24 protein-coding genes are annotated in these 24631 nt (G+C 41.1%); 13 read left to right on the forward strand and 11 right to left on the reverse strand.

Annotated elements, in window-relative coordinates; all coding sequences use genetic code 11:
* The first annotated feature begins 124 nt into the window (after positions 1-124).
* The 5 genes from L1272_RS02385 to L1272_RS23190 all read left to right on the forward strand — a co-directional run bounded on the left by L1272_RS02385 (position 125) and on the right by L1272_RS23190 (position 6693).
* Complete coding sequence (locus tag L1272_RS02385; RefSeq protein ID WP_138601775.1) at positions 125-1807, forward strand: chloride channel protein; 1683 nt, start codon at positions 125-127, stop codon at positions 1805-1807.
* Between the two features lie 20 nt (positions 1808-1827).
* A complete protein-coding gene (locus L1272_RS02390; RefSeq protein ID WP_235372645.1) occupies positions 1828-2262 on the forward strand; it encodes a CopD family protein in 435 nt (144 codons plus the stop codon).
* 104 nt (positions 2263-2366) lie between these two features.
* Positions 2367-3383 (forward strand): aspartate carbamoyltransferase, encoded by a 1017-nt coding sequence (locus L1272_RS02395; protein ID WP_054554265.1) that lies wholly within the window; start codon positions 2367-2369, stop codon positions 3381-3383.
* Between the two features lie 72 nt (positions 3384-3455).
* Positions 3456-4736, forward strand: coding sequence for a glutamate-1-semialdehyde 2,1-aminomutase (gene hemL, locus L1272_RS02400; protein ID WP_138601779.1), 1281 nt, complete (start codon positions 3456-3458; stop codon positions 4734-4736).
* Positions 4737-4854: 118 nt separating this feature from the next.
* Positions 4855-6693 (forward strand): methyl-accepting chemotaxis protein, encoded by a 1839-nt coding sequence (locus tag L1272_RS23190; RefSeq protein WP_235372646.1) that lies wholly within the window; start codon positions 4855-4857, stop codon positions 6691-6693.
* Here L1272_RS23190 and mrcB read toward each other — a convergent pair.
* From mrcB to L1272_RS02430, 5 genes are all read right to left on the reverse strand, one after another.
* On the reverse strand, positions 6677-9001 hold the full coding sequence (gene mrcB / locus L1272_RS02410) for a penicillin-binding protein 1B (RefSeq protein WP_235372647.1): 2325 nt from the start codon (positions 8999-9001) through the stop codon (positions 6677-6679). The two genes, L1272_RS23190 and mrcB, sit on opposite strands and share 17 nt — an antisense overlap.
* A gap of 91 nt (positions 9002-9092) precedes the next feature.
* Entirely contained in the window at positions 9093-9257 is a 165-nt protein-coding gene (locus L1272_RS02415; protein WP_082389315.1) for a YqaE/Pmp3 family membrane protein, read from the reverse strand.
* Between the two features lie 157 nt (positions 9258-9414).
* Positions 9415-10644, reverse strand: a complete 1230-nt coding sequence (locus L1272_RS02420) for an ammonium transporter (RefSeq protein WP_054554261.1) — start codon at positions 10642-10644, stop codon at positions 9415-9417.
* A gap of 9 nt (positions 10645-10653) precedes the next feature.
* A complete protein-coding gene (locus tag L1272_RS02425; RefSeq protein WP_054554260.1) occupies positions 10654-10992 on the reverse strand; it encodes a P-II family nitrogen regulator in 339 nt (112 codons plus the stop codon).
* 181 nt (positions 10993-11173) lie between these two features.
* The gene (locus L1272_RS02430) at positions 11174-12403 is read right to left on the reverse strand and encodes a diguanylate cyclase (RefSeq protein ID WP_166341859.1); all 1230 of its coding nucleotides are present in this window, start codon (positions 12401-12403) and stop codon (positions 11174-11176) included.
* A gap of 500 nt (positions 12404-12903) precedes the next feature.
* Between L1272_RS02430 and L1272_RS02435 the strand changes: the two genes are divergently transcribed.
* From L1272_RS02435 to serA, 5 genes are all read left to right on the forward strand, one after another.
* A complete protein-coding gene (locus L1272_RS02435) occupies positions 12904-14421 on the forward strand; it encodes a S10 family peptidase (protein WP_235372648.1) in 1518 nt (505 codons plus the stop codon).
* 118 nt (positions 14422-14539) lie between these two features.
* Positions 14540-15106, forward strand: coding sequence for a hypothetical protein (locus L1272_RS02440; protein WP_235372649.1), 567 nt, complete (start codon positions 14540-14542; stop codon positions 15104-15106).
* Positions 15107-15119: 13 nt separating this feature from the next.
* The gene (locus tag L1272_RS02445; RefSeq protein WP_235372650.1) at positions 15120-15716 is read left to right on the forward strand and encodes a 5-formyltetrahydrofolate cyclo-ligase; all 597 of its coding nucleotides are present in this window, start codon (positions 15120-15122) and stop codon (positions 15714-15716) included.
* Positions 15717-15770: 54 nt separating this feature from the next.
* Positions 15771-16424 carry a ribose-5-phosphate isomerase RpiA gene (gene rpiA, locus L1272_RS02450; protein ID WP_054554255.1) on the forward strand — a complete coding sequence of 218 codons (654 nt, stop codon included), beginning with the start codon at positions 15771-15773 and terminating at the stop codon, positions 16422-16424.
* Between the two features lie 14 nt (positions 16425-16438).
* Positions 16439-17668, forward strand: coding sequence for a phosphoglycerate dehydrogenase (gene serA, locus L1272_RS02455; RefSeq protein ID WP_054554254.1), 1230 nt, complete (start codon positions 16439-16441; stop codon positions 17666-17668).
* Positions 17669-17932: 264 nt separating this feature from the next.
* Here serA and L1272_RS02460 read toward each other — a convergent pair whose 3' ends face one another.
* Together L1272_RS02460 and L1272_RS02465 are read right to left on the reverse strand one after the other, a co-directional pair.
* Positions 17933-18226, reverse strand: a complete 294-nt coding sequence (locus L1272_RS02460) for a HigA family addiction module antitoxin (RefSeq protein WP_054554253.1) — start codon at positions 18224-18226, stop codon at positions 17933-17935.
* Positions 18226-18504 (reverse strand): type II toxin-antitoxin system RelE/ParE family toxin, encoded by a 279-nt coding sequence (locus L1272_RS02465; protein ID WP_054554252.1) that lies wholly within the window; start codon positions 18502-18504, stop codon positions 18226-18228. Before L1272_RS02465 ends, L1272_RS02460 begins: the two co-directional genes overlap by 1 nt.
* Before the next feature lie 312 nt (positions 18505-18816).
* Here L1272_RS02465 and L1272_RS02470 point away from each other — a divergent pair, with 312 nt between their 5' ends.
* The gene (locus L1272_RS02470) at positions 18817-19611 is read left to right on the forward strand and encodes a DUF3800 domain-containing protein (RefSeq protein WP_054554251.1); all 795 of its coding nucleotides are present in this window, start codon (positions 18817-18819) and stop codon (positions 19609-19611) included.
* A 91-nt stretch (positions 19612-19702) separates the two neighbouring features.
* Here L1272_RS02470 and L1272_RS02475 read toward each other — a convergent pair whose 3' ends face one another.
* Entirely contained in the window at positions 19703-20638 is a 936-nt protein-coding gene (locus tag L1272_RS02475; protein WP_054554250.1) for a mechanosensitive ion channel family protein, read from the reverse strand.
* 117 nt (positions 20639-20755) lie between these two features.
* Positions 20756-21535 carry a peroxide stress protein YaaA gene (gene yaaA / locus L1272_RS02480; protein ID WP_054554249.1) on the reverse strand — a complete coding sequence of 260 codons (780 nt, stop codon included), beginning with the start codon at positions 21533-21535 and terminating at the stop codon, positions 20756-20758.
* A gap of 222 nt (positions 21536-21757) precedes the next feature.
* On the opposite strand from yaaA, the gene tal reads away from it, so the two are divergent.
* Both tal and L1272_RS02490 read left to right on the forward strand, forming a co-directional pair.
* Complete coding sequence (tal, locus tag L1272_RS02485; protein ID WP_054554248.1) at positions 21758-22708, forward strand: transaldolase; 951 nt, start codon at positions 21758-21760, stop codon at positions 22706-22708.
* 186 nt (positions 22709-22894) lie between these two features.
* On the forward strand, positions 22895-23083 hold the full coding sequence (locus L1272_RS02490) for a DUF3545 family protein (RefSeq protein WP_054554247.1): 189 nt from the start codon (positions 22895-22897) through the stop codon (positions 23081-23083).
* Here the strand turns inward: L1272_RS02490 and ung are convergent, their stop codons facing one another.
* Both ung and L1272_RS02500 read right to left on the reverse strand, forming a co-directional pair.
* Entirely contained in the window at positions 23084-23776 is a 693-nt protein-coding gene (ung, locus tag L1272_RS02495; protein ID WP_054554246.1) for a uracil-DNA glycosylase, read from the reverse strand. It lies immediately after the preceding gene.
* On the reverse strand, positions 23773-24630 hold the full coding sequence (locus L1272_RS02500) for a cobalamin-binding protein (protein WP_054554245.1): 858 nt from the start codon (positions 24628-24630) through the stop codon (positions 23773-23775). The genes ung and L1272_RS02500 overlap by 4 nt, the downstream gene beginning before the upstream one ends.
* Between the last annotated feature and the right edge of the window lies 1 nt (position 24631).

Genomic DNA, 24631 nt, shown 5'->3' on the forward strand with positions numbered 1-24631 from the left:
CTCAGTCATTAAATATTATAATCAGCTCGATTTTCCCAAAAAAAAGATAAAAATATAAAATGCCAACGACTTAGTGAGTTTGATTTGGTAAACTGCGGCTCAAAAGTGCTGTGAGGAAATATGCGTGTGGCTTGAGAGACTAAGACGTCGACTAGCAAAGCCTAAAACATCTGTGCAATTGTGCTTACTTGGTGTGAGTGCAGGGTTAATTGCGGCAGTGCTGATCATATTCTTTCGCCTTACAATCATGTTTTTCCAGAGCTTATTCTTAGAAAAGCCTGATGACTTTTCTACGCTTCCTACTCTTGAACGTGTTTTATTACCAGTCGGCGCAGCCTTATTAATTGCCCTTTTTGCAGCTTCAACTGGATTTAAACATTATCGACTTGGTATTCCATTTGTCATTCATCGAATAAAAAAATACTACGGTCATATGCCACTCTATAACACGGTTAACCAATTTGTTGGTGGTGCTTTAGCCTTGATCAGTGGTTTTTCGGTGGGCCGAGAAGGCCCGTCAGTGCATATGGGTGCAACAGGTGCCAGTTTACTGGCCGATAAACTACACCTTCCACACAATGCAATGCGTACCCTCACCGGTTGTGGCGTTGCAGCCGGAATTGCAGCCTCATTTAACACCCCACTTGCAGCCGTTATCTTTGTTATGGAGGTGGTGCTTAGGGAATATAAAGTGCATATTTTTGTGCCCATTATGCTCGCTGCGGTTACTGGTGCTTTAGCCACTCAGTTTGTATTTGGTGATGCTTCAGAGCTTGCGCTTATCACCATGAACCCATTGAGTGGCTGGCATTACCCATTTTTAATCATATTTGGTATGGCACTAGGGGCTGTTGCCTATGCGTTTAACCAAAACTTGATGCTTATAATCCGCACTTTTAAACCGCTTAGCATGTTTCCTCGCCTATTACTGGCAGGGTTAATTGCAGGGTTAATTGCTTATATGGTTCCTCATGCAATGGGTTCAGGTATGAGCGCCATCACTATTGCTATTGAATCACCAGATGATGTGCAGTTTTTAACAACCATCTTGATTGCCAAATTACTCGCCACCTTATTTGCCATTGGTTTAGGTATTCCAGGTGGGATCATCGGCCCTGTTATTGGGCTTGGGGTATTAATGGGCACCTTAATGGCCTTCTTTGCGCAGTTTATTAGCCCAGGAGTAGATATCACAGGTACCTACAGCATGCTTGGCATGGCAGGGTTATTGGCCGCTACATTACACGCACCACTTGCTGCACTCACTACGGTTATGGAGTTAACCTCAAGCCCCGAGATCATTGTGCCAGCCATGTTGGTGATCTCAACGGCTTATGTCACAGCATTACAGTTTTTTGGTAACCGCTCTATTTTTATGCAGCAACTTGACTTCCAAGGGCTTGAGTATCAAATATCGCCTGCCACAGAAGCATTACAAAAAGTAGGCGTGATGGATGAAATGGATGAGCAGTTCAAACTGCTTTACAGTGACGACAAACAACAAATTAAAGAATCGCTTGATGCCCTTGATAGCCAAACCCCGCTGATTGTTCATGATGAAGAGAATGGCTATCGTCTTGCTGAATATGATTTAAGTTTGATGTCTGACCAAGAAAGTAACATCAAATATGTCAGCCTTGCCGGCCTTAGTAGCCAAGCAACATTAGCCGATGCTTTTGACTTACTAAAAGATAAACGCAGCGGTGCGGTGTATATTTACAACCTACTTGATAACCAACAGATTATGGGCCTTTTGCGTTGGGACCAAATCAGACATATTCTTACCATACGCAATAGTTTGTTATAACAATTAAAATGGATGCTTAAATGACTGCGCTATTAGTTTATAAAACCTTCCACGTATTTTTTATGATTGCTTGGTTTGCCGGTATTTTTTACCTACCACGTCTTTTTGTTTACCACGCAATGAGTGAAGAAAAAGCCTGTAACTCAATGCTGAAAGTAATGGAACGCCGCTTACTGTTTTTTGTGACGCCGTTTGCCGTTTTAACATTGGTATTTGGCTTACTGACCATTTTTGAATATGGTCGTGATTGGTTTAGATACAGCATGTGGCTGCACTACAAACTGGTGTTAGTAATTATCCTTTATATTTATCATGGCTATTGCTTTAAATTACTGGCTGACTTTAAGCATGATCGCAATACTCGTAGCGTTCGCTTTTATCGAATTTTTAATGAAGTTCCGGTACTCATCCTTTTAGCTATAGTGGCACTGGCAATTATTAAACCTAACTTATAATTTGCTGCTGTGAACGCTAAAAATTTGCTATAGTACTGCGCAAATTTATGCGGCCTCCCATACCGAGTGCCAGCGCCCTATAAATATGATTAGGAACAAACCCCATGCTAAGTTTCCAAGGTGAAAATATCCTGTCGGTCAATCAGCTTGATCGAGATTGTATTGAACGTATTTTTGCAGTTGCTAAGAAAATGGAGCCTTATGCTAAAAAGCAAAAGCGCACCAATGTTTTAGAGGGCGCAATTTTAGCGAACTTGTTCTTTGAACCAAGCACGCGTACTCGCGTAAGTTTTGGTACAGCATTTAACTTACTAGGTGGTTTGGTTCGTGAAACAACAGGTATGCAAAGCTCGGCGCTTGCAAAAGGTGAATCGTTATATGATACCGCTCGCGTTATCTCAGCGTATGCAGATGCAGTCGCAATGCGCCACCCTGACGCAGGCTCTGTTGCTGAGTTTGCCACTGGGTGTGACGTGCCAGTGATTAATGGCGGTGACGGCCCAAATGAGCACCCAACACAAGCCCTACTGGACTTACTAACAATTGAGCGTGAACTAGGTCGCTTCAACCAAAGCATCGACGGTATGCACATTGCCCTAGTAGGTGATTTAAAATATGGCCGTACTGTGCACTCTTTATCTAAATTACTTTGTCATTATAAAGACGTTAAGTTCTCTATGGTGGCACCTGATGGCTTACAAATGCCAGACTACATTTTAGATGCTGTAGATAACGCAGGTCATAAAATTCAAGTAGTCGATAAGATGGAAGGCAACTTGGCGGCCGATATTGTGTATCAAACCCGTATCCAAGAAGAGCGCTTCCCTTCACAAGAAGAAGCTAACAAATACCGTGGTGGTTTCCGTATCAGCCAAGCAATTTACAACGCACACTGTAAGCCAAACTCAGTATTGATGCACCCACTCCCTCGTGACAGCCGTTTAGAGGCAAACGAGCTAGATAACGATTTAAATAGCAACGACAACCTAGCAATTTTCCGCCAAGTGCAAAATGGCGTGTTAATTCGCATGGCGTTGTTTGCTCTAACCTTAGATGTTGCCGACAAAGTTGAGCAATATGAAGTCGACGTGCCTTGGTTTAGCCGTAAACGTAATAGCTAACTTGCTTCGTTTTGGGCTCTTTGAGCCCTCGCAAACCAACTCATTTAACGTGACAACCCAATAGGACTATTCATGACAATTAGCCAAGATCTTTTTAATCGCGCGCAAGAATCAATCCCAGGCGGTGTTAACTCACCAGTTCGTGCCTTCAATGGCGTTGGCGGTACTCCTTTATTCATCACTAAAGCTGAAGGCCCTTTTACCTTTGATGCTGATGGTAACCGTTATATCGATTACGTTGGTTCATGGGGACCCATGATCATGGGCCATAACCACCCAGCTATTAAGCAAGCGGTATTAGAAGCCGTAGAAAATGGCTTAAGCTATGGTGCGCCAACCGAAACTGAAATCTTAATGGCCGAAAAAGTAAAAGAGCTAGTACCATCAATCGAAAAAGTACGTATGGTAAGCTCAGGTACTGAGGCAACAATGAGTGCAATTCGCTTAGCACGTGGTTTCACTGGCCGTGACAAAATCTTAAAGTTTGAAGGCTGTTACCACGGTCATGCAGACTCACTACTAGTAAAAGCAGGCTCAGGCGCACTGACTATGGGTGTACCAAACTCACCAGGTATTCCTGAAGACTTTGCTAAGCACACATTAACTGTGTCGTTTAATAACCTTGATGAAGTAAAAGCAATTTTCGCAAAATATGCTGACGACATCGCTTGTATCATCGTTGAGCCAGTTGCTGGCAACATGAACTGTATTCCACCTGTACCAGGCTTCTTAGAAGGTCTGCGTGAGGTGTGTGATGAATACAAATCTGTGCTTATTTTTGATGAAGTAATGACAGGTTTCCGTGTTGCTTTAGGTGGCGCACAAGCTTACTACAACATCAAACCAGACCTAACCTGTTTAGGTAAAGTGATCGGTGGCGGTATGCCTGTGGGTGCATTTGGCGGTAAGAAAGAAATCATGGATTACATCGCACCTGTTGGTCCAGTTTATCAAGCGGGCACATTATCAGGTAACCCAATTGCCATGGCTGCCGGTTTAAAATCTTTAGAACTTTTAAGTGCTGACGGCCTGCACGACGAGCTTGAAGCAAAGAGCAAAGCAATTTGTGAAGGCTTTGAAGCCGCTGCGAAAAAAGCAGGTATTGCACTTACAACAAACTACGCAGGTGGTATGTACGGTTTCTTCTTTACTGATAAAGAAAAAGTAACTAGCTACCAACAAGCGACTGAGTGTGATTTAGAACGCTTCAAAAAGTTCTTCCACTTAATGCTAGAAGAAGGTGTTTATCTCGCTCCTTCGGCGTTTGAAGCAGGCTTTGTGTGCGCTGAACACTCTGAAAAAGAGATCAACGACACCATTGCAGCCGCAGAGCGCGCATTCGCGAAGCTGTAAAAAGCTATTATTTTGAAAAAGCCCTCACATGAAAGTGTGAGGGCTTTTTTTATTTGAATGAAAATATCTTATTTTTCGGTCTATTCTTTTTATACTAGTATTGTTTAGCGAGAAAACTGTGAATAGACTCATAACACCTGCTGTTAATTTAATGGCACAACTTAAGTACAAACATAAAATTACTTTATTGTTTAGTTTATTAGTTTTTCCTCTGTGTCTGAGCTTATTTTTTCTAATAAGTCTGTTAAATGAAAATATCCAAGTTTCAAAACAACAATACAAAGGCATCAGTAGTTACCGCTTGCTGTTATCGTATCTTGTCGATAACAAGCAACAAGCCATGCTGAATTCCGCCCAAACTTTAGGTTATGCTCACAATGCATCGAGTGAAGAAAACATACTTGAAACAGTATCAATTGAGTCGCAATTAGCTGTTAGTCAAAACCTCACTATTAATTACTTAAATCGTACTTTAGTCACCCATTTGCCTAACTTGATTTACCATCTTAATAGCACCTACCAAAGTGCTGAAAAAGTATTAAATCAAGGTAAGTTTACGCCAGAAAGCTTTATTGCTTTATCAAACAAAATTAAAGCGATGCCCCAGTTATCTGGGCAATTTAAAGATGCGTTATCCATCGCCTTCCAACAAGACAATAAAATAAAAGAGCAACTATCTCCTAGTGCTGAAACATTACTAGAAAACATATCTCAGTTTTCGCAACAAGTTAACCAAAGGCTGTTGGAGCCTGATACGATAGAATTAAGCAAAGCACAATTTTTGAGCCTTAAAGCGAATTTAAACCAAAGTATAGATGAGTACATTGCTGACACTGAGCCTGCCCTTACGAGTATCATTAGTTATAAGCTAAACAATGAACAATTCATTTTGTACCTTGTTATCGCTGCGGCTCTATTATCTTTAATAATAGCCAGTTACTTGATGCTTGGATTTTATCGTTTAGTAGTTGATACCCTGAAGCTTTTTTCAGAAACCGCTAACAGTGCCGCGCAAGGTAATATCTCTGCGCGTTTAAAGTTAACAGGTAAAGATGAGTTAACCTCAATAGGAAAAGAGTTTAATCATGTATTGGCATCATTTTCTTTGATGGTAAATGAAGTCAAGCACACTACGAACAGTGTCATAACAACCACAGATACAGTGACGAGTCACTCTGAAAAAACCAGTCAAGATGTACAAGTTCAGCAACAAAGTGTGTCAACTATTAGCCAAGCTTTATCAGAAATGAGCCAAGCTGCCGAACATGTTGAGGTGTCTGCCTCTCAAGCCGTTGATTTAGCTTCATCTGCAGCCAAAAAAGTACAAAAAGGTGCTGATGAAAGCGCACATTTAGCCACGCACATGAGTCATTTACAACAAGAGTTCAACGAGGGTCTTGCTGCCTTAGAGTTACTTGCTAAAGACAGCCAAGCGATTAGTAGCGTGAGTAATGGTATAAATGAAATTGCCGAGCAAACCAACCTACTAGCTTTGAATGCTGCGATTGAAGCAGCTAGAGCTGGTGAACAAGGCCGAGGCTTTGCGGTTGTTGCAGATGAAGTAAGAACCCTTGCAAAACGCACTCAACAACAAACACATGAGATCCACCAAATTATTAATTCACTTCAATCCGCAACAAAGCTAACACAAGATAAAATGCAAGCAAGCGTAGAGAAGATGGAACAAGGTTCACAAAGTGCAGAGCACACTAAAAATAATTTATTAGCTGTCGCAGCATCAATGTCTGATATTGGCATGCAAGGAAAGCAAATAGCAGTTCAAGTCAGTCAGCAAGGCACTGCAATTCAAAACGCTTTACACCACGCTGAAGATGTCAGTGAACTTGCCAGAGACACAGAGAAAAGTGCACTTATGGCAATGAATAGCGTACAAAATTTAGCTCAACTGTGTGTTGAGCTAAATGATTCAATGGCCAAGTTTAGCGCTGACAATTAGGTCTAGGCTCAAACTCGCTTGCACGAATGGGGAGCTGCACCACTTTGCCGCAACCCGGAGGCGCTTGCAGACCAGTTTCTTCATTAATAAAGGCCCAACGGATTGATGCAGGACGAGTATCCGCTATGGCTTCAGGGTTGAGTGGTTTAAGGTAGCGAATGTAGGCCTCTAGTGCGCCAACACTGCCTGTCAGACCCGTGCTCTTGTTATCGTCGCGACCAATCCATGCAACAGTAACGGTGTTTTGATCAAAACCAGCAAACCAGCTATCGCGTAATTCGTTACTGGTGCCTGTTTTACCGGCAAGCTGAATTGATGGGAAATGAGCATTTAGGCGTTTAGCCGTGCCATCTTTAGTCACGCGCTTCATTGCATACTTAGTCATGTAGATTGATGCGTCATCAAAGCGTTTTTGTGAGCTGACATCATGCTTGTAAAGCACTTTACCTACTGAGTCTGTAAGGGCTGAGATAGACGTTAATTCACGGTACTGACCATCAGCAGCAAGCGTTGTATAAAGCTGCGCTACTTCAAAACTAGAAAGCTCAAGTGCACCTAAAAGTAACGACGGATATTGATCAATACGCCCTTCTACACCTAAACGCTTCAAGGTATCAGCGACTTTATCTACACCGACATCAAGACCCGTGTTAACGGCGGGAATGTTTATACTGTTACTAAATGCTTTATAAAGAGGCATAGGGCCGCGGAACTGCTTGTCGAAGTTCTCAGGTTGCCACACTTTACCCTGCTCATTAGTCACTTGCAGCGGTGAGTCATCCACCAGCGTGGCAACATTAAACTGACCACTTTCAAATGCCGATAAATAAACTGCTGGCTTAACTAATGAGCCAATATTACGTTTGGTATCAAGCACACGGTTAAAACCAAAATAACGTACGTCACGGCCTGCAACTAGCGCCGACACTCCACCTTTTTCGACATTAACAGAAATCATCGCTGCCTCAAGCTCTTCTGTTTTAGGGCGTTTTTCTAGATAAGGTAGACTTGCCTCAACAGACTCTTCCATGGCCGTTTGCTTTTGTAAGTCAAAATAAGTGAATACACGCACCCCAGCATCTAACACCTGCTGATCAGGTAGCAGGCGCTTTAATTCTCGGTTAACTAATTCTAAGTAACCCGGATACGACTTTTGCAAGCTGTCTTTCATTGGTGCAATATCAATAGGGCGCTTTAATGCTGCGCGGTACTCACGGGTATCAATTAGCTTGTTTTCAACCATTAAGCGCAGCACTAAATCACGGCGCTCCATTGCGCGCTCACTATAACGGCGCGGATTATAGTACGATGGCCCTTTTACCATAGCGACTAATAGCGCGATTTGGTCGTATTCAAGCTCATCCACAGGCTTTGAAAAATAAAACTCAGCGGCAAGGCCCATACCATGCACGCCTTGATTGTAAGACTGACCCAAATACACTTCATTCAGATAGGCTTCTAAAATTTCATCTTTGCTGTAGCGGTAATCTAATATCAAGGCAATAAGCGCTTCATTAAACTTACGCACCAGTGAACGCTCACGGGTAAGGTATATATTCTTTGCTAATTGCTGGGTTAAAGTACTGCCCCCTTGTACTGTACGTCCGGCTTTAATATTGCTGTATAAAGCGCGCATAATTGACCACACAGATACACCATGGTGTTGATAGAAATTGCGATCTTCAACCACCAGCAAGGTATCTTTTAGCATCGGCGGAAATTTATCAAGCGGTACAAACTCGCGGTCTTGTTTTGAATCATTACCAATGCGAGCTATTTGAACCGGCTCTAATCGAGCATTGTTTAAACGGCGGCCAAACTTATCTTTGATAGTTGCTAATTTCTGCCCTGAAAAACGCAGCTCAATAACGTGTGCATCTTCAAGGCCATCATAAAACTCAAACTCGCGGCGGTACACTTTAATACTGTTAGCCGATTTAACATACTGACCTGTACGGCTTAGCTTGTTTACAGATGAGTAATTTAAACGGTTTAACTCCCAAATAACCTCTTGCTGAGACAAATACTGCCCGGGATAAAAGCTCATTGCGCGGGCATATACTTGTGCAGGTAACTGCCATTTATTGCCTTCAAATTGGCGAGTGATTTTTGCATCTAAATAAATTAGATACAGCACCATGGCAACTATTACTGCGAGTGAAAGCTTCCAAAAAATTGACCAAAGTTTTCTCAATAAACTTGTTTTAGCAGGCACTTGAGATGTGCGTGAGCACTTAGCAGTAGTTTTTTTTGATGCCGCTTTAGGTTTGCTAGACGACTTTTTTGCAGGAGTTTTTTTATCAGCCATTGAGTTCGCTATTGGTCAGTTAATTTTACAGGATTAAGCCCTAAATAGCGCAATATTAACACCTGTAAAATTAACAGTCACTTAAACTCGACTAGCGTGTACACAACCAAAGAGAGTGGATCACTGCAGGTATAAAAAAGATAAAGCATAAAATAATGTTAATTACTAAGTCTTTACCAGCACCCGCTTTCAAAAATACCGCTACAGGCGGTAAAAACAGCGAAATAATTATAAGCAAGAGTTTGTTATCCATCATTTTTCCTTATTGATTCAGAATTAAAAGCATAGTCAAAAAACGACTATTTCGCCTATCAGAAAAGACTTATTTAAACGCAAAAAAGCCCTACCTAAGTAGAGCTTCGATTTGAACACACAATGATATTTTTATGTGCGTGCTATTGCACGCACTAAGATTAGTTACTGCGAACTGAAACAAACTCAGGGTAAGCATCAATACCACAGTCATGTTGATCCATACCGTTTAGTTCTTCTTCTTCGGTAACACGGATACCCATGGTATTTTTCAGGATTGCCCATACGATTGATGACGCGATGAATACAAATCCTAAGATACATACTAAGCCAATTAATTGATTAACAAAGGTTGCATCAGAGTTTGAAAGTGGCACTAGCATAATACCTAATGCACCACACACACCGTGTACAGAGATAGCACCTACAGGGTCATCGATTTTCGCTTTATCAAGTGCAACGATGCTAAATACAACCAGTGAGCCACCTAATAGACCAAGTAAACAAGCAAGTAATGGTGTTGGTGATGCTGGCTCAGCAGTAATCGTTACCAGACCTGCTAATGCACCATTTAGAACCATTGTTAAGTCAGCTTTACCCCATAACACTTTACATACAAATAGTGCTGCGATTGCGCCACACGCTGCTGCTGCGTTAGTGTTTAAAAAGATTTTGCCAACTGCTGTTGCGTTTTCAGCATCAGAAACAAGTAGTTGCGAACCACCGTTGAAGCCGAACCAACCCATCCAAAGAATTAATGTACCCAATGTTGCTAACGGTAAGTTAGAACCAGGAATTGGGTAGATTTCACCATTTTTACCGTATTTACCTTTACGAGCACCTAAGAAAAGCACACCTGCTAGCGCTGCCGCAGCACCTGCACCGTGAACGATTGCAGAACCAGCGAAGTCAACAAAGCCCATTTCTGATAAAAAGCCCGCGCCCCAAGTCCAGTAACCTTCGATTGGGTAGATGAAACCGGTTAAAATAACAGTAAAAATTAAGAATGCCCATAACTTCATACGCTCAGCAACCGCACCAGATACGATTGACATAGCTGTTGCTACAAACACAACTTGGAAGAAGAAATCAGACTCTAAAGAGTGATCAGCATCAGCAGCTTGCGTGCCGATTAATGCGCCAAATGAAGGGATGAAACCACCTTCTGCGTTATCAACATACATGATGTTGTAACCCACTAATAAAAACATAGTGCAAGCAATAGAAAATAGTGCAACGTTTTTAGTTAGAATTTCTGTTGTATTTTTTGCACGAACTAAACCTGCTTCAAGCATAGCGAAACCAGCCGCCATCCACATTACTAAAACACCCGACATCAAAAAGTAAAAAGTGTCGAGTGAGAACTTCAACTCTACGATAGTGTTTTCCATAATTCCCCCTTAAATTGCTTCTTCATCAAGTTCGCCCGTACGGATACGAACGATTTGGTCTAAGTCGTAAACAAAAATTTTGCCGTCACCAATTTTGCCTGTTGAAGCAATTTTTGTGATGGTTTCAACAACGCGTTGACAATTTTCGCTACGAGTTGCAATTTCAAGTTTGATCTTTGGAATAAAATCGACTTGGTATTCAGCTCCACGATATAGCTCAGTATGACCACGTTGACGGCCAAAGCCTTTAACGTCGACAACTGTCATCCCCTCAATGCCTAAATCAGCCAATGCTTCACGCACATCATCAAGTTTGAATGGCTTTATTATTGCACTAATCATTTTCATAGTGGCCCCCTTCGGACGCTTATTGTTATCCTGTTGACTTATACAATCCAACCTTTATGCCACTATTTTTTATTTAATCCTTTCAATAAGTTAAAAACAAAACTGCGTTTTTGAACAAAAAAAATGCACCCTAATGGTGCATTTTTTTAACAATTAACCTGCGCTGGTGCAATTAACACAACTATAGTTGAACTAAGCAATTTCGCGATTGCTGCTTGGCTTGATAAAGGGCTTTATCTGCGGTGCGCATTGCAGCTGTGAGGGATACTTTATGGAATTTTGTTATACCAATACTCATCGTTAGTGAGTAAGGTTCACCATTAATTGAAAAGGCGTGCTCAGCTAACTGTTCACGAAACGTATTTAGCTTAGGCTGAGCCTTTTCGAGATCCATATTGTTTAATACTACAGCGAACTCTTCACCACCAATACGAGCAACTGTAAAATCATCAAACTTTCTTTTCAAAAATGAAGCTACTTGCTTTAATGCCTGATCACCCGCCTCGTGACCAAACTGATCATTGATATTCTTAAAAAAGTCGATATCAAGCAGGGCAAGCACGTTATCTTGCTCTACATTTTTTAATACTCTTTCAGCATATTGATAAAAATAACGTCGATTATACAAACCAGTTAGATGATCGCGGTATGCACTTTCTTTTATATCGGCTATTAATGACAACTGCTCCATAGTTTGCATCACACGGCAATGAAACTCTTCGTTCATAAATGGCTTAGTTAAAAAGTCATTAGCTCCATATTTTATGAACCGCGCAGATAAACCATGCTTACCCGCACCTGATAGGCCAATTATTGCTAGGTCATCGCGGCCACGAAAGTTACGTACCGCTTTAACAAGCTCAAAGCCGTCCATTGTTGGCATCGCATAATCCGTTAGCAATAACTTAATTTCTGGGTCGTCTTTAAGCATTTGTAGTGCTTGCTCACCATCTTGCGCATCACTTACTTTGAAAAGCTGCTTTTCAAGCATTTGCTTCATCAAAGTACGACTTAACACCGAATCATCAGCCACTAGCGCTTTACAACCATGATTTCTAAGCAATTGCGCAACAAGTTTAATCGCGTAGTGATATGAATCACGGTTGTCTTTAACTACGTAATCAACCACACCTAGTTCTAACATTTGCTGACGAATGTATTCATCAATTTTAGATGTTAGCACCACGGTAGGAATATCTTTTGAGAGGGTATATCTGGCCACTTCGCCGTTCATCGCATCAGGTAATGTTAAATCAACCAAAGCTAATGTGTAGTCATGCTTAGCGATATAGTTTACGCCCTCTTTTAAGGACCACGCAAAGTCAACAGCTACATCAAGGTAGTGAGCTGCTAAATGCCGTAACACTTGCTGTACTACTTTACTGTCTTCTACAACTAACACTCTTTGCATTGCAACTTCTCTTTCTTAAGCTCGTGTATATACCCAAACCACCTCAAGGTGCGAGTTTCAGTTGGAATTAAAAGCGATTTAGGCAAGGCATTGATTGCAAGTAATAGTGGTTCTATTGTTAAAATCAATAACGCAGTATAAATCGCTTTTAAACCAACCCGTTGGGCGTTTCACAGGCACTTACTCTCATCGTTGTTACTTTTTAAAAGGGACTGCCATTGTTGCAAAGTAACGCCTTGATATTAAGCACCTGTGAAACGCTGAATTCTGCATTTTGAGGTGGTTTGGGTATACCATTTATAAACTTGCTCAATATACGCCATTTTTTAATCTAGCTAAATATTTAACCAAGCTATCTTTACTAAAAAGTGCACTTTTTTGTAACTCACCCTGCATTTCTTCTTTTATTTAACAGCTAATATTGGTGACTAGTCTCATTAGTTTGTCATCGAGTTGGCTTTACTTTTTAATAGCTGCAATTCGAATAATAAGGAATCAACATGAAACTTGTTAGTTTTATTGGCTTGTCAGTGACAGCATTAACACTGGCCTTCAGTACTCCAAGCTTTGCTGATAATGGACGTCGTATTGACGTTGACAGTAAAGTGGTGACAGAACACAAAGCCCGCATTAATGGTGAGCGCTTTTCATATACCGCAACCACAGGGACACAACCAGTTTGGAATGAGCAAGGCGATGCGGTTGCAACGCTACAATATACTTATTATACCCGCGACAAAGTAGACGATAGAACAAAACGCCCTTTAGTCTTTTCGTTCAATGGTGGCCCAGGTTCTGCGTCAGTATGGATGCACCTTGCCTATACTGGACCGCGTGTATTAAAAATTGATGACGAAGGCTACCCTGTTCAACCTTATGGCGTAAAAGATAATCCTTACTCAATTTTAGACGTGGCTGATATTGTTTATATCAACCCTGTTAACACCGGTTATTCACGTGTTCTTGAAAACGAAAAAGGTGAGCTACCAAGTAAATCAGATCAACAAAAAATGTTCTTTGGTGTTAACGCGGACATCAAATACTTAGCAGAGTGGCTAAATACCTTTGTTTCTCGCAACGAGCGCTGGCGCTCTCCTAAATTTTTAATTGGTGAGAGCTATGGTACGACTCGTGTATCTGGCCTTGCTCACGAATTACAAAATCGCCAATGGATGTACATCAACGGTGTTATCTTAGTATCACCAACTGAGATTGGTATTAAGCGCGAAGGCCCTGTAGAAGCTGCTAACCGCCTACCTTACTTTGCTGCAACCGCTTGGTATCACAAAGCACTTAGCGAAGACTTACAAGCAAAAGACTTAGACGAGTTACTCCCTGAAGTTGAACAGTTCACCGTGAATAAGTTCTTACCTGCAATTGCTAAAGGTGGTTTCTTACCTGCTGATGAAAAGCGTGCCATTATCAAGCAAGCGGCAAAATACGCAGGTTTATCTGAAAAGTTTGTTGAGCAAAATAACCTTGATATCCCAAATAACTTCTTCTGGAAAGAGCTATTGCGCGAGCGCGGCCAAACTGTAGGCCGTTTAGATTCTCGCTATTTAGGTATCGACAAACGTGATGCAGGTGAGTCACCTGATTACTGGGCTGAGCTTACTTCATGGTTACACTCATTCACGCCAGCGATTAACTATTACCTACGTGAAGAGCTTAACTACAAAACCGATATCAAATATAACCTATTTGGTAATGTTCACCCTTGGGATCGCTCAGGCAACAACACAGGTGAAAACTTACGTTTAGCAATGGCACAAAACCCATACTTAAACGTGATGATTCAATCTGGCTACTACGACGGTGCAACAAACTACTTTGATGCTAAATACACAATGTGGCAGTTAGATCCAAGCGGCAAAATGAAAGAGCGCTTAAGCTTTAAAGGCTATCGCAGTGGTCACATGATGTATTTACGTCATGCTGATTTAGAGTCATCAAATAACGACTTACGTGATTTCATCCTTAAATCACTACCAGCCGAAGGCAAAGCAGCAAAATACTAAACAGCGTATTTGCAAATCCATAATAGAAAAAGCCCGTTTTATACGGGCTTTTGTTTTTCCACTAATCTTTTTGGGTATATACTCAAGTCATTGATTTAAGGATTTGGATAATCAGCAAATGGCAGAAAAATTTCGCGTAATGTTTGCAGGGTTTGAAGCCGGTGTCGACCAAGCACAAGCAACAGAACAATTAGCTGCAAAACTAAAAACAACAACAGACAAAGTTGCAACCCTGTTTGAGCATAAGCCATTATTTGCACCAAGCGAGCAAGATAAAGCACTAAAACAAGCAAAATTACTCGCAAGTGTTGGCATTAAAGCCAAGCTCCAACCGATAAACCAAGCAGCCACCAGCAACCAATCAAGCAATACAGATGCACAGACCAAAGAGCGTGAAGAACGTATTTTTGATGCCCTCGATTACATCACCAGTAGCCTTATTCGCCTAGAAGAAAAACTTGATGACTTAGAGCAACGCTTACCTGAGCTTGAAAATAACAGCGTTGCTGATAGTGACGATAGCTGGCAAGAAGATGACTTGCTACTTGAAGACGAATTAACAGAGCCCGTTAAAAAACGCTCAAACACCCTACTCTATTCGCTTATTGCCATGGTCATAGTGTTATTGATCATTTTGGGTGTAGTGGAGCTTTTTCCTGAACTTTTCTCCTTTTTAGAAAGTTAACACTAATATTGACATGAGCAACGCACGAGCAGAAATCAGACAATCCATTCGAAAAAAGCGCAATTCACTGACTGTTGAGCAACAAAAAAATGCAGCGATTGCGCTTAAAGTGAATTTTACTCAACACTTAAAATCACTAAAAACACCTAAAGACGCCCATATTGGCATTTATTTCAGCAATGATGGAGAATTAGACACCTCATTGTTAATTAAAGAATTATGGAAGCAAGAGCAGCATTTATATCTGCCTATAATCCACCCCTTCAATGGCACAACTTTATACTTTCAGAGATATGAAGAAAATTCACCCATGACTGCAAACCGCTATGGTATCTTGGAGCCCAAGTTAAATTGCAGTCAAATATGTCCTTTAGATAAGCTTGATATTTTACTTATGCCATTAGTGGCATTTGATGATCAAGGTAACCGTTTAGGAATGGGCGGTGGGTTTTATGACAAAACGTTGGCTCGGTATTACCAAGAAAACTGGCAAAAACCGATTTTGATAGGCCTTGCCCATCAATGTCAGCATGTTTCAGCATTGCCAATTGAATCGTGGGATGTACCGTTAAAACACATTATAACCCCAGAGAAAATCTACCAATGGTAAGCAAACTGTTTGTATACTATAGGCCCTCTCTGACAGCTAACTGAGCACATAATTATGACGCAAGATGAATTAAAAAAAGCCGCTGCCTGGGCAGCCCTAGAGTTTGTAAATGAAAATACCATTGTTGGCGTAGGTACAGGCTCTACAGTGAATCACTTTATTGATGCACTTGATACAGTAAAAGACACCATTACTGGTGCGGTTTCAAGCTCTGAGGCTTCAACTGAAAAGTTAAAAGCACTGGGTATTGAAGTATTCGAACTAAACGATGTATCAAGCCTTGATGTGTATGTTGATGGCGCAGACGAAATCAACCCACACAATGAGATGATCAAAGGCGGTGGTGCAGCCCTGACACGCGAGAAAATCGTTTCAGCGGTAGCAAAACAATTTGTTTGTATTGTTGATGAATCTAAAGAAGTTACAACATTAGGCGCATTTCCACTTCCTGTTGAAGTGATCCCAATGGCACGCAGCTATGTAGCGCGTGAACTAGTAAAACTAGGCGGTGACCCTGTTTACCGTGAAGGTGTTGTAACAGATAACGGTAACGTCATTTTAGACGTGCACAATTTAGATATCAGCAACGCCAAAGAATTAGAACTAACAATCAACCAGATTGTTGGTGTAGTAACAAACGGCTTATTTGCCCATCGCGGTGCAGATAAAGTCATTATCGGCACCAAAAACGGGCCGCAAATAAAGTAAATAGGAATGAGGATATGAGTAAGGTATCGTTAGCAAAAGACAAAATTAAAATTCTCTTGCTGGAAGGCGTGCACCAAAGTGCTGTAGAAACGCTTAAGCGTAATGGCTACAGTAATATTGATTACGTAAAAACATCCTTACCTGAAGACGAGCTCATTGAGCGCATTAAAGATGTGCACTTTGTAGGCCTTCGTTCTCGCACTCATATTAATGAAGCGGTATTAGAAGCAGCTGAAAAGCTAGTCGCAATCGGCTGCTTCTGTATCGGTACTAACCAAGTAGACCTGCAAGGTGCTCGTGAGCGTGGTATTGCGGTATTTAACGCACCATTCTCAAACACCCGCTCTGTTGCAGAATTAGTGCTTGGTGAAATCTTATTATTACTTCGTGGTATTCCAGAACGTAATGCCCTAGCGCACCGCGGAGGTTGGTTAAAATCAGCCAACGGCTCATTTGAAGCTCGTGGTAAAACCTTAGGTATTATTGGTTACGGCCACATTGGTACACAGCTAGGTATCATGGCTGAAAATATCGGCATGAACGTTGAGTTTTACGATATCGAAGACAAGCTAACACTGGGTAATGCAACGCAAGTTCATAACCTAACTCAGTTACTACAACGTGCTGACGTTATTAGCTTACACGTACCAGAAACACCACAAACGAAGAACCTAATTGGTATGGCTGAGCTTGAAGTAATGAAGCAAGGCGCGATCTTGATCAATGCTTCTCGCGGCACTGTTGTTGATATTGACGCTCTAGCAGAATCACTGCGTGATAAAAAGCTGAGCGGCGCTGCAATCGACGTGTTCCCTGTAGAACCAAAATCAAATGATGAAGAGTTCGTATCACCGCTACGCGAGTTCGATAACGTGATTTTGACTCCGCATATTGGTGGTTCAACTCAAGAAGCACAAGAAAATATCGGTATTGAAGTAGCGGGCAAACTTGCTAAGTACTCAGATAATGGTTCAACCATTACGGCGGTTAACTTCCCTGAAGTATCACTGCCTGAACTTGCAAACCGCAGCCGCTTATTACACGTACACCACAACCGCCCAGGTGTTCTAACGCAAATTAACCAAGCGTTTGCACAGCACGGCATTAATATCGCAGCCCAGTACTTACAAACTGACGAATCAATTGGTTACGTAGTAATTGATGTAGATACAGACCAATCAGAAGTCGCTCTTAAAGAGCTAAGTGCTGTTGAAGGGACTATCAGAGCACGTATCCTTCACTAATCGTTGGTATAACAAATAAAAAGCGCAAACAGTTAAACTGCTTGCGCTTTTTTTTGTAGGACAAAACTTTAAGGTAGGTTGGTTTGAGCGCAGCGAAACCCAACACGGGAACCCAGCTTTAAACCGTAAATTTCAAGCTCTAAGCCATAAATAGCTTACCGTAGGCGTGAAATTTATTTTGCGCGATGTCTTATTTCTTATAAATAACACACAAGAAATTTCAGGTGAACAGCCAAAGTAGCAGCAAGCTTGTGATTATTCTCATTACGCTACAGCAAAACTAATAGGGTGTACCTTGGTTAGGTTAACGTTTTGTTTAGCTTGCCAAAGATTGTAATTATCCTGCATCGATAGCCAACTTTCAGGGCTTCTACCCAAAGCCTTAGATAATCTTAATGCCATTTCAGGAGTAATAGAGCTCTGCCCCTTAAGGACTCTGTTAAGAGTTGAAGGTGAGACATCCAACTGTTTCGCGACAAATCTACAGCTGTAACCGAAAGGCTCCATATATACATCGGAAATAAATTCACCCGGATGCGGTGGATTATGCATAGTCATTAGTGATAATCCTCGTAGTTTAATATGTAGGCGTTACCATCTTTAAATTCAAATGTTACTCGCCAATTACCATTTACAGTTATTGACCAAACACCATCACGATTGCCTTTTAATGGATGCAACTTAAACCCAGGTAAATCGATATCTTCAATAATCGAAGCGGTATCTATAGCGGCTAGTTGCATTCTCAAACGGCGCTCGTGTTTGGCTTGAATCCCTGCTTTGCTTCCAGTCTCGAAGAACTTTTTCAAGCCTTTATGTTTGAATGTCTTGATCATTGCTAAAGTGTAGCGTGCTGCGCAACAGGTGTCTACTTTAATTATAATCCCCTCGCTTAGGGGAATAATCGTGGACTAAAACTTGAAGCGGAGCAAAAACCACCGCATTAATTAAAAGCTTTAAGCCGTAAATTTTAAGCGCTAAGTCAGATACGGCTCACCGTAGGCGTAAAATTCATTTCGCGCGAACATCAGCTACGAAGATAACTTTCCGGTAGTAATTCCTTAGTTAATTTGTTAAAAATGTTTTTATTATTCATTTGTACAATTTATAAACAACCAAATTATTGAGAGTCAAAAGGAATTTGAGTCATGGATGAAATATTTGCATTTGCCGATGAAAGTGGAACCTCAAAAGGATGTCCCTGCTACACGATAGGTATAATTGCCATTCCCAAGCACTACTTCGCTGAATTCAATCAAAAAATTTCTGACATTTACGATAAAAGTGGTCTACAAGGTGAAATAAAATGGGAAAAAGTTAGGAAAAGTGCTGGTCAGATAAATTTATGTATAGATATACTGAGATTCATATTAACCAGTCCTGTTTCATTTCATGCTATAGCAGTATATAAGCAACCATATAGAAAGTGGCATAGCAATGAGGAGACAGCTTTTTACACGACTTATGATTTCCTCATCCGTGAGAGTAGCCGTTCGAAAAATGCAAAAATAACTGTTTTTGCAGATCAAAAATCTAGCTCTTATTCAAAACAAAATGAAGTAATGCAGATAGTAACAAATCATATGTTAGCGAAGCTGCCAACATCTTCAAAAGTACATCATGTTGCAATGGAAGATTCTAAATATCACTGGGGCTTACAAACAGTAGACATATTAACTGGCGCAGTTAACAGTAGTTATCAATTGTTTTTTAATCCTTCGGCACAAATGCAGCTAGCTAAGAAAATAGCTATAAGTAAAATGGCAAGTATTCTAGGTTGGGATTCTCTTGCATACGATACAATGCCGAACAATGACTTTAATATTTGGCATTTCCCTCCGGAAACGAGAGCTATACCTGCAACAAAGCAAGTTATACCAAACTTTTCAATAGCTAATATAAGTAGAGAGGAGTTTGAGTATTATATGAGAAATAACAAATAACTTTACTTTAATTACTAATCACTTTCTTTGCGAATGAACTCCACCTCAAACACACTTCCCTGTGTAAATCACGCCGATGAGTCAGTAAATTTTACTTATCGGTTTGCGGTGCCTCAGCGTCTTTATCTTGCTGTTTTTCGCTTATCATGGCATTTAATTTCTCGCCGCCTTTGATGCCAAAATCTAACGTGCGGATTGGGAATGGGATGGTCATATCAGCTTCGCTTAGGGCGTTTCTAACTGCCACAACAGCCTTGTGACGAACGGTCATGAAATCTGCTTCGCCGGGGTATTTAATCCAAAACCAAACTAGTAAGTTAACGCTGCTATCGCCAAAGCTTTCGGCATAAACGGCGGTTTCTTCTTGTTTAATCACAAAATCAAACTCATTGATTTTTTTAACAATCACCTCAGCGGCTTGCTCGGGGTCATCGGCATACGAAATACCTACTGGTACCTCGATACGACGCACACCTAAGGTGCTGTAGTTACTGAGTATATTTCTAAATAGAATCTTGTTAGGCACTAAGATAAGTTGCCCATAAAAGTTCTCAATGAGGGTGTTTCTAAGGTTAATCGCCTTAACGGTACCAAACACGCTTTCGGTGCGAATCACATCACCCGTTTTGAATGGTTTGCGAATACCCATGGCAATACCCGCTATAAGGTTCTCTGTCATGTCCTGAAAGGCAAAACCAATAGCGAGGCCTACGATACCCGCACCAGCTAGTAATGAGGTGACCGTGCCTCTGAGGCCCAAGAAATCAAGGGCTACAAATAAGCCTACACATAATACGATGACTTTTACTATCGATGACATTAAGTCTGCTATTTGTGAAGACTCTAACGAACGGCGTAATAGCTTTCTAAGCATTGAACCAACGATACGTGCCAGCAGTGAAAACACGATAGTAATGATTACTGCAACAATAAAGTTAGGGATATGGCTTATGATGATATCAACCCAGCCACCGAGCTTTTCTTCTATAAGCTTTTCGGCTTCACCGACGGTTGGTATTTTTAACATGCGACTACCTGATACATTAAGAAACATAACTGCTGTTTTGCAAAATAAGCGCCAGTTTCATACAAGCACAAAAAAGCCGTGCTTAGCACGGCTGTTTTAATTCATTTTACTAAAAGTTTAGTTCTGCTCTTCCCGTAAGAAAACAGGCTCTAATTCTTTTGCCGTAGCATCGCTGCTAAAGTAATAACCTGCAACGGTGAAATCTTTTAAATCACTTAATTGGGTGATTTTATTTTCAATGATGTAACGTGCCATCATGCCGCGGGCTTTTTTCGCATAAAAGCTGATCACTTTATATTGGCCGTTTTTACAGTCTTTAAAATGTGGAGTGATGATTTGTGCATTTAATGCTTTTTTATCAACCGCTTTAAAATACTCATTCGAAGCAAGGTTTACCAAGTATTTGCTATCTTGCTCAACAAGCACTGTATTTAGCTTTTCGGCGATAACACTGCCCCAAAACTCATATAAGTTTTTACCGCGTGGGTTTTCTAACTTAGTACCCATTTCAAGGCGGTAAGCTTGCATTAAATCTAATGGTTTAAGCACACCATAAAGACCAGACAAAATACGTAAGTGCGACTGTGCGTAATCAAAATCAGCATCGCTTAGAGTTTGCGCATCTAAGCCACCGTATACATCACCATTAAAGGCTAGCACGGCTTGTTTTGCATTGTCTTGCGTAAATGGCTGTGACCACTCGGCGAAACGCGCCGCATTCAAACCAGCTAGTTTATCGCTGATTTTCATTAGGCTACCAATTTGCGCTGGTGTTAAATCACGGCAAACTGACATTAACTCTTCGCTGTGCTCGAGTAATTCAGGTTGAGTGAATTTATCGGTCGTGGCTGGTGTTTCGTAATCTAAATTTTTTGCAGGTGAAATAACAGTGATCATACTTAGCTATTGACTTGTAATTTGTTTGATGTCAATTTCAACATTAATTGAATCAAAATGCACGTTTTGTTTCGTCCTGCCTTTATCCGCTGTTCTTTTCATACATAATGTTCTAGTTTTCTGTATTAAGGACATTTGACCTATTAAACACTGTCATAGTGTTGCAGCATAAAGGCCGCTATAATGGATTTTCTTTTAACTTGCTTGGAATGAGGAAAGCAAATGACTTCAGCACTACAAAGGCTTAAACAGCATTCATCTATTGTTGCAGATACAGGTGATATTGAAGCTATCAAAAAGCACCAACCAGAAGATGCAACAACAAACCCATCTCTACTTTTAAAAGCCAGTGAAATTGAAGCGTATAAGCCTTATTTAGATAAAGCGTGGCAATATGCCAAAGAAACCGAGCAAGATGCAGCTAAACAACTTGAGTTAGCATGTGATTACTTTGCTGTATTAATTGGTAAAGAAATTAGCGAAATCGTACCGGGCTATATCTCTACAGAGGTAGACGCACGTTTATCATTTGATACCCAAGCGACTATCGACAAAGCACATACGTTACTGAGCCTTTACGAAAAAGAAGGCGTTAGCAAAGATAAAATCCTAATCAAAGTTGCATCAACTTGGGAAGGCATCAAAGCTGCAGAACAGCTTGAAAAAGAAGGCACTAAGTGTAACTTAACGCTGTTATTCTCTGAAGCACAAGCTCGCGCATGTGCCGATGCGAACGTATTTTTAATTTCACCATTCGTTGGCCGTATCTTAGACTGGCACGTTGCTAACGGCATGGAAAAACCAACAGATCCGCTAAACGATCCAGGTGTGCAATCTGTACGTAGCATTTACGAATTTTACAAACGCCACGATTACAAAACGGTTGTTATGGGCGCAAGCTTCCGTAACACAGGCGAGATCATCGCACTTACTGGCTGTGATAAGTTAACGATTAGCCCTGCTCTTTTAGAAGAGTTAGGCCAATTAACGGATGCACAAGAGTACCTACTAGAGAGCGACTTTACTGTTGAAGAAAAACCAGCACCACTAACTGAAGGCCAGTTCCGCTGGTTACATAACCAAGATGCTATGGCAACAGAAAAACTTGCTGAGGGTATTCGTTCTTTTGCTCAAGCACAGCTTGAATTAGAAGCACGCTTTAAAGCAATGTAATTTAGATTACAGTATTTTTTAAAACGCCACCGCTAGGTGGCGTTTTTGTTTCTAAAAAACCACCTTCTTTGATCTATTCATCTATCAATCACAGTTCTGTAACAGTATTGTCACTTTTTTATTCTATTTTTGAGCAGCCTGTGGTATAGGTATTTCCGAGGTTCAAAAAATCAATAGGAGAAGTTCATGGATAGCCTAGACGATATTTTAGAAATATTAGAAGGTCCTAGTACAACAAAAAAGACCTCTACAAAAAATAAAAAGAGAAAATGGCGCGAAATCGAAGCGTTGAAAGACAAGCATAGACTTCGCAAAGAACTACAGGAGTTAGACTATTTCACAGACAGCGTTGAGCTTGATGAATTAGACTTTTAATTAAAGGCCCGCAAGGGCCTTTTGCATTTGCGGCAAAGACCAATTTACTGGTGCTTTATTTTGATCAGTAAGCAGCTGGTTTGTCTTTGAAAAATGCTGACAACCAAAAAAGCCACGATGTGCAGAAAGCGGTGATGGATGCGGGCCTTGGATCACATGATGACGCGAGGTATCAATGTGTTTACCTTTTTTCTGAGCATGTGCGCCCCATAACACAAACACCACACCGTCACAGTGCTGATTGATAAGCGCAATTACTGCATCAGTAAACTTTTCCCAGCCAAGATGCTTATGAGAATGAGCTTGCCCTTGCTCAACCGTTAATACTGTGTTGAGTAAGAACACGCCTTGTTCGGCCCAGCTTTGCAAATAGCCATGATGAGGTATCTCAAAACCTTCTATATCAGTAGCCAACTCTTTGTACATATTTTTCAAAGACGGGGGCAGCTTTTTAACTTCTGGTAATACCGAAAAGCACAAGCCATGGGCTTGCCCTTCTCCGTGGTAAGGATCTTGCCCTAAAATAACCACCTTAACTTCATTCAAAGGGGTAGCATCAAAAGCTGAGAATACCTGTTCGTCTTTGGGATAAACGGTAACGCCTGCTGCGCGTCTATCGGCCACATATTGTAAGGTTTCTTGCATGTAGGGCTTAGCAAGCTCAGTATCTAGAAATGTTTGCCAATCGTTCATTTTGAAGCCTGTATTTGCTGACGAGAAACGTCTATTTTACCACACATGTCGGTCAAACCATCAAGCATACGGATTGTAAAACGGTGCAATAAGTCTGCGTTTACACTAATAAACTGGTTATGTTGCACTGCTGGCAATTCAGGCCATTGTCGCCAATCAATTTTAGGCTGAGGCTTTTTTGATTTTTCATCTGGAATAATCACGACCTCTGGATTGGCAACCAATACATTTTCAATACTAATGCGCGGGTAGTCTGTATCACTATTAGCAAACACATTATCCGCATGACAAATAGTTAATAGCTGATTGATCCAAGTATTTCCGCCAACTGTCATCATTGGCTCAGGCCATAATTGATAAAACACCGACACTTTCGGTTTGCCTTCTTGCGCTCTGCGAATAGCATTGAGTTTAGTTTCAAACTGTTTGGCTACTTTATTTGCCTTGGTTTGCAAATGCGTAAGCGTGCCTAGTTTACGTAGTTCATCTGCCACATTATCAACCTGATTTGGATTGCTGTACGCTACCGGAATACCTAACTTTTCAATGTAAGCGAGATCTTCGGCTTTGTTACCCGTTTTCCAAGCCAGAACTAGGTCTGGTTTTAACGACAACAGTTTTTCCATGTTAATCCCGTAATAGCCACCTACCCGTTCGATATCATTCGCTTGCTGAGGAAAGTCTGCATAGTCAACAGTACCCACAATGCGCTCTCCAGCACCAATCGCAAACAGGTTTTCAACGATATGTGGGGCTAAGGCAACAATACGTTGAGGCTCTTTTATTTCATTAGCCTGAGCCAATGTTGGTAAATAAAATAAAACACTTACGAGTGCAAACTTGATGGTTCTCATG

The sequence above is a fragment of the Pseudoalteromonas sp. PAST1 genome, assembly GCF_021532515.1.
GTDB classification, from domain to species: Bacteria; Pseudomonadota; Gammaproteobacteria; order Enterobacterales; family Alteromonadaceae; genus Pseudoalteromonas; species Pseudoalteromonas simplex.

Coding starts and splice junctions, on each gene's coding strand:
- L1272_RS02390 (WP_235372645.1), top strand. CDS start 1,828: ATGACTGCGCTATTAGTTTATAAAACCTTCCACGTATTTTTTATGATT.
- L1272_RS02395 (WP_054554265.1), top strand. CDS start 2,367: ATGCTAAGTTTCCAAGGTGAAAATATCCTGTCGGTCAATCAGCTTGAT.
- hemL (WP_138601779.1), top strand. CDS start 3,456: ATGACAATTAGCCAAGATCTTTTTAATCGCGCGCAAGAATCAATCCCA.
- mrcB (WP_235372647.1), bottom strand. CDS start 9,001: ATGGCTGATAAAAAAACTCCTGCAAAAAAGTCGTCTAGCAAACCTAAA.
- L1272_RS02415 (WP_082389315.1), bottom strand. CDS start 9,257: ATGATGGATAACAAACTCTTGCTTATAATTATTTCGCTGTTTTTACCG.
- L1272_RS02420 (WP_054554261.1), bottom strand. CDS start 10,644: ATGGAAAACACTATCGTAGAGTTGAAGTTCTCACTCGACACTTTTTAC.
- L1272_RS02425 (WP_054554260.1), bottom strand. CDS start 10,992: ATGAAAATGATTAGTGCAATAATAAAGCCATTCAAACTTGATGATGTG.
- L1272_RS02430 (WP_166341859.1), bottom strand. CDS start 12,403: ATGCAAAGAGTGTTAGTTGTAGAAGACAGTAAAGTAGTACAGCAAGTG.
- L1272_RS02435 (WP_235372648.1), top strand. CDS start 12,904: ATGAAACTTGTTAGTTTTATTGGCTTGTCAGTGACAGCATTAACACTG.
- L1272_RS02440 (WP_235372649.1), top strand. CDS start 14,540: ATGGCAGAAAAATTTCGCGTAATGTTTGCAGGGTTTGAAGCCGGTGTC.
- L1272_RS02445 (WP_235372650.1), top strand. CDS start 15,120: ATGAGCAACGCACGAGCAGAAATCAGACAATCCATTCGAAAAAAGCGC.
- rpiA (WP_054554255.1), top strand. CDS start 15,771: ATGACGCAAGATGAATTAAAAAAAGCCGCTGCCTGGGCAGCCCTAGAG.
- serA (WP_054554254.1), top strand. CDS start 16,439: ATGAGTAAGGTATCGTTAGCAAAAGACAAAATTAAAATTCTCTTGCTG.
- L1272_RS02460 (WP_054554253.1), bottom strand. CDS start 18,226: ATGACTATGCATAATCCACCGCATCCGGGTGAATTTATTTCCGATGTA.
- L1272_RS02465 (WP_054554252.1), bottom strand. CDS start 18,504: ATGATCAAGACATTCAAACATAAAGGCTTGAAAAAGTTCTTCGAGACT.
- L1272_RS02470 (WP_054554251.1), top strand. CDS start 18,817: ATGGATGAAATATTTGCATTTGCCGATGAAAGTGGAACCTCAAAAGGA.
- L1272_RS02475 (WP_054554250.1), bottom strand. CDS start 20,638: ATGTTAAAAATACCAACCGTCGGTGAAGCCGAAAAGCTTATAGAAGAA.
- yaaA (WP_054554249.1), bottom strand. CDS start 21,535: ATGATCACTGTTATTTCACCTGCAAAAAATTTAGATTACGAAACACCA.
- tal (WP_054554248.1), top strand. CDS start 21,758: ATGACTTCAGCACTACAAAGGCTTAAACAGCATTCATCTATTGTTGCA.
- L1272_RS02490 (WP_054554247.1), top strand. CDS start 22,895: ATGGATAGCCTAGACGATATTTTAGAAATATTAGAAGGTCCTAGTACA.
- ung (WP_054554246.1), bottom strand. CDS start 23,776: ATGAACGATTGGCAAACATTTCTAGATACTGAGCTTGCTAAGCCCTAC.
- L1272_RS02500 (WP_054554245.1), bottom strand. CDS start 24,630: ATGAGAACCATCAAGTTTGCACTCGTAAGTGTTTTATTTTATTTACCA.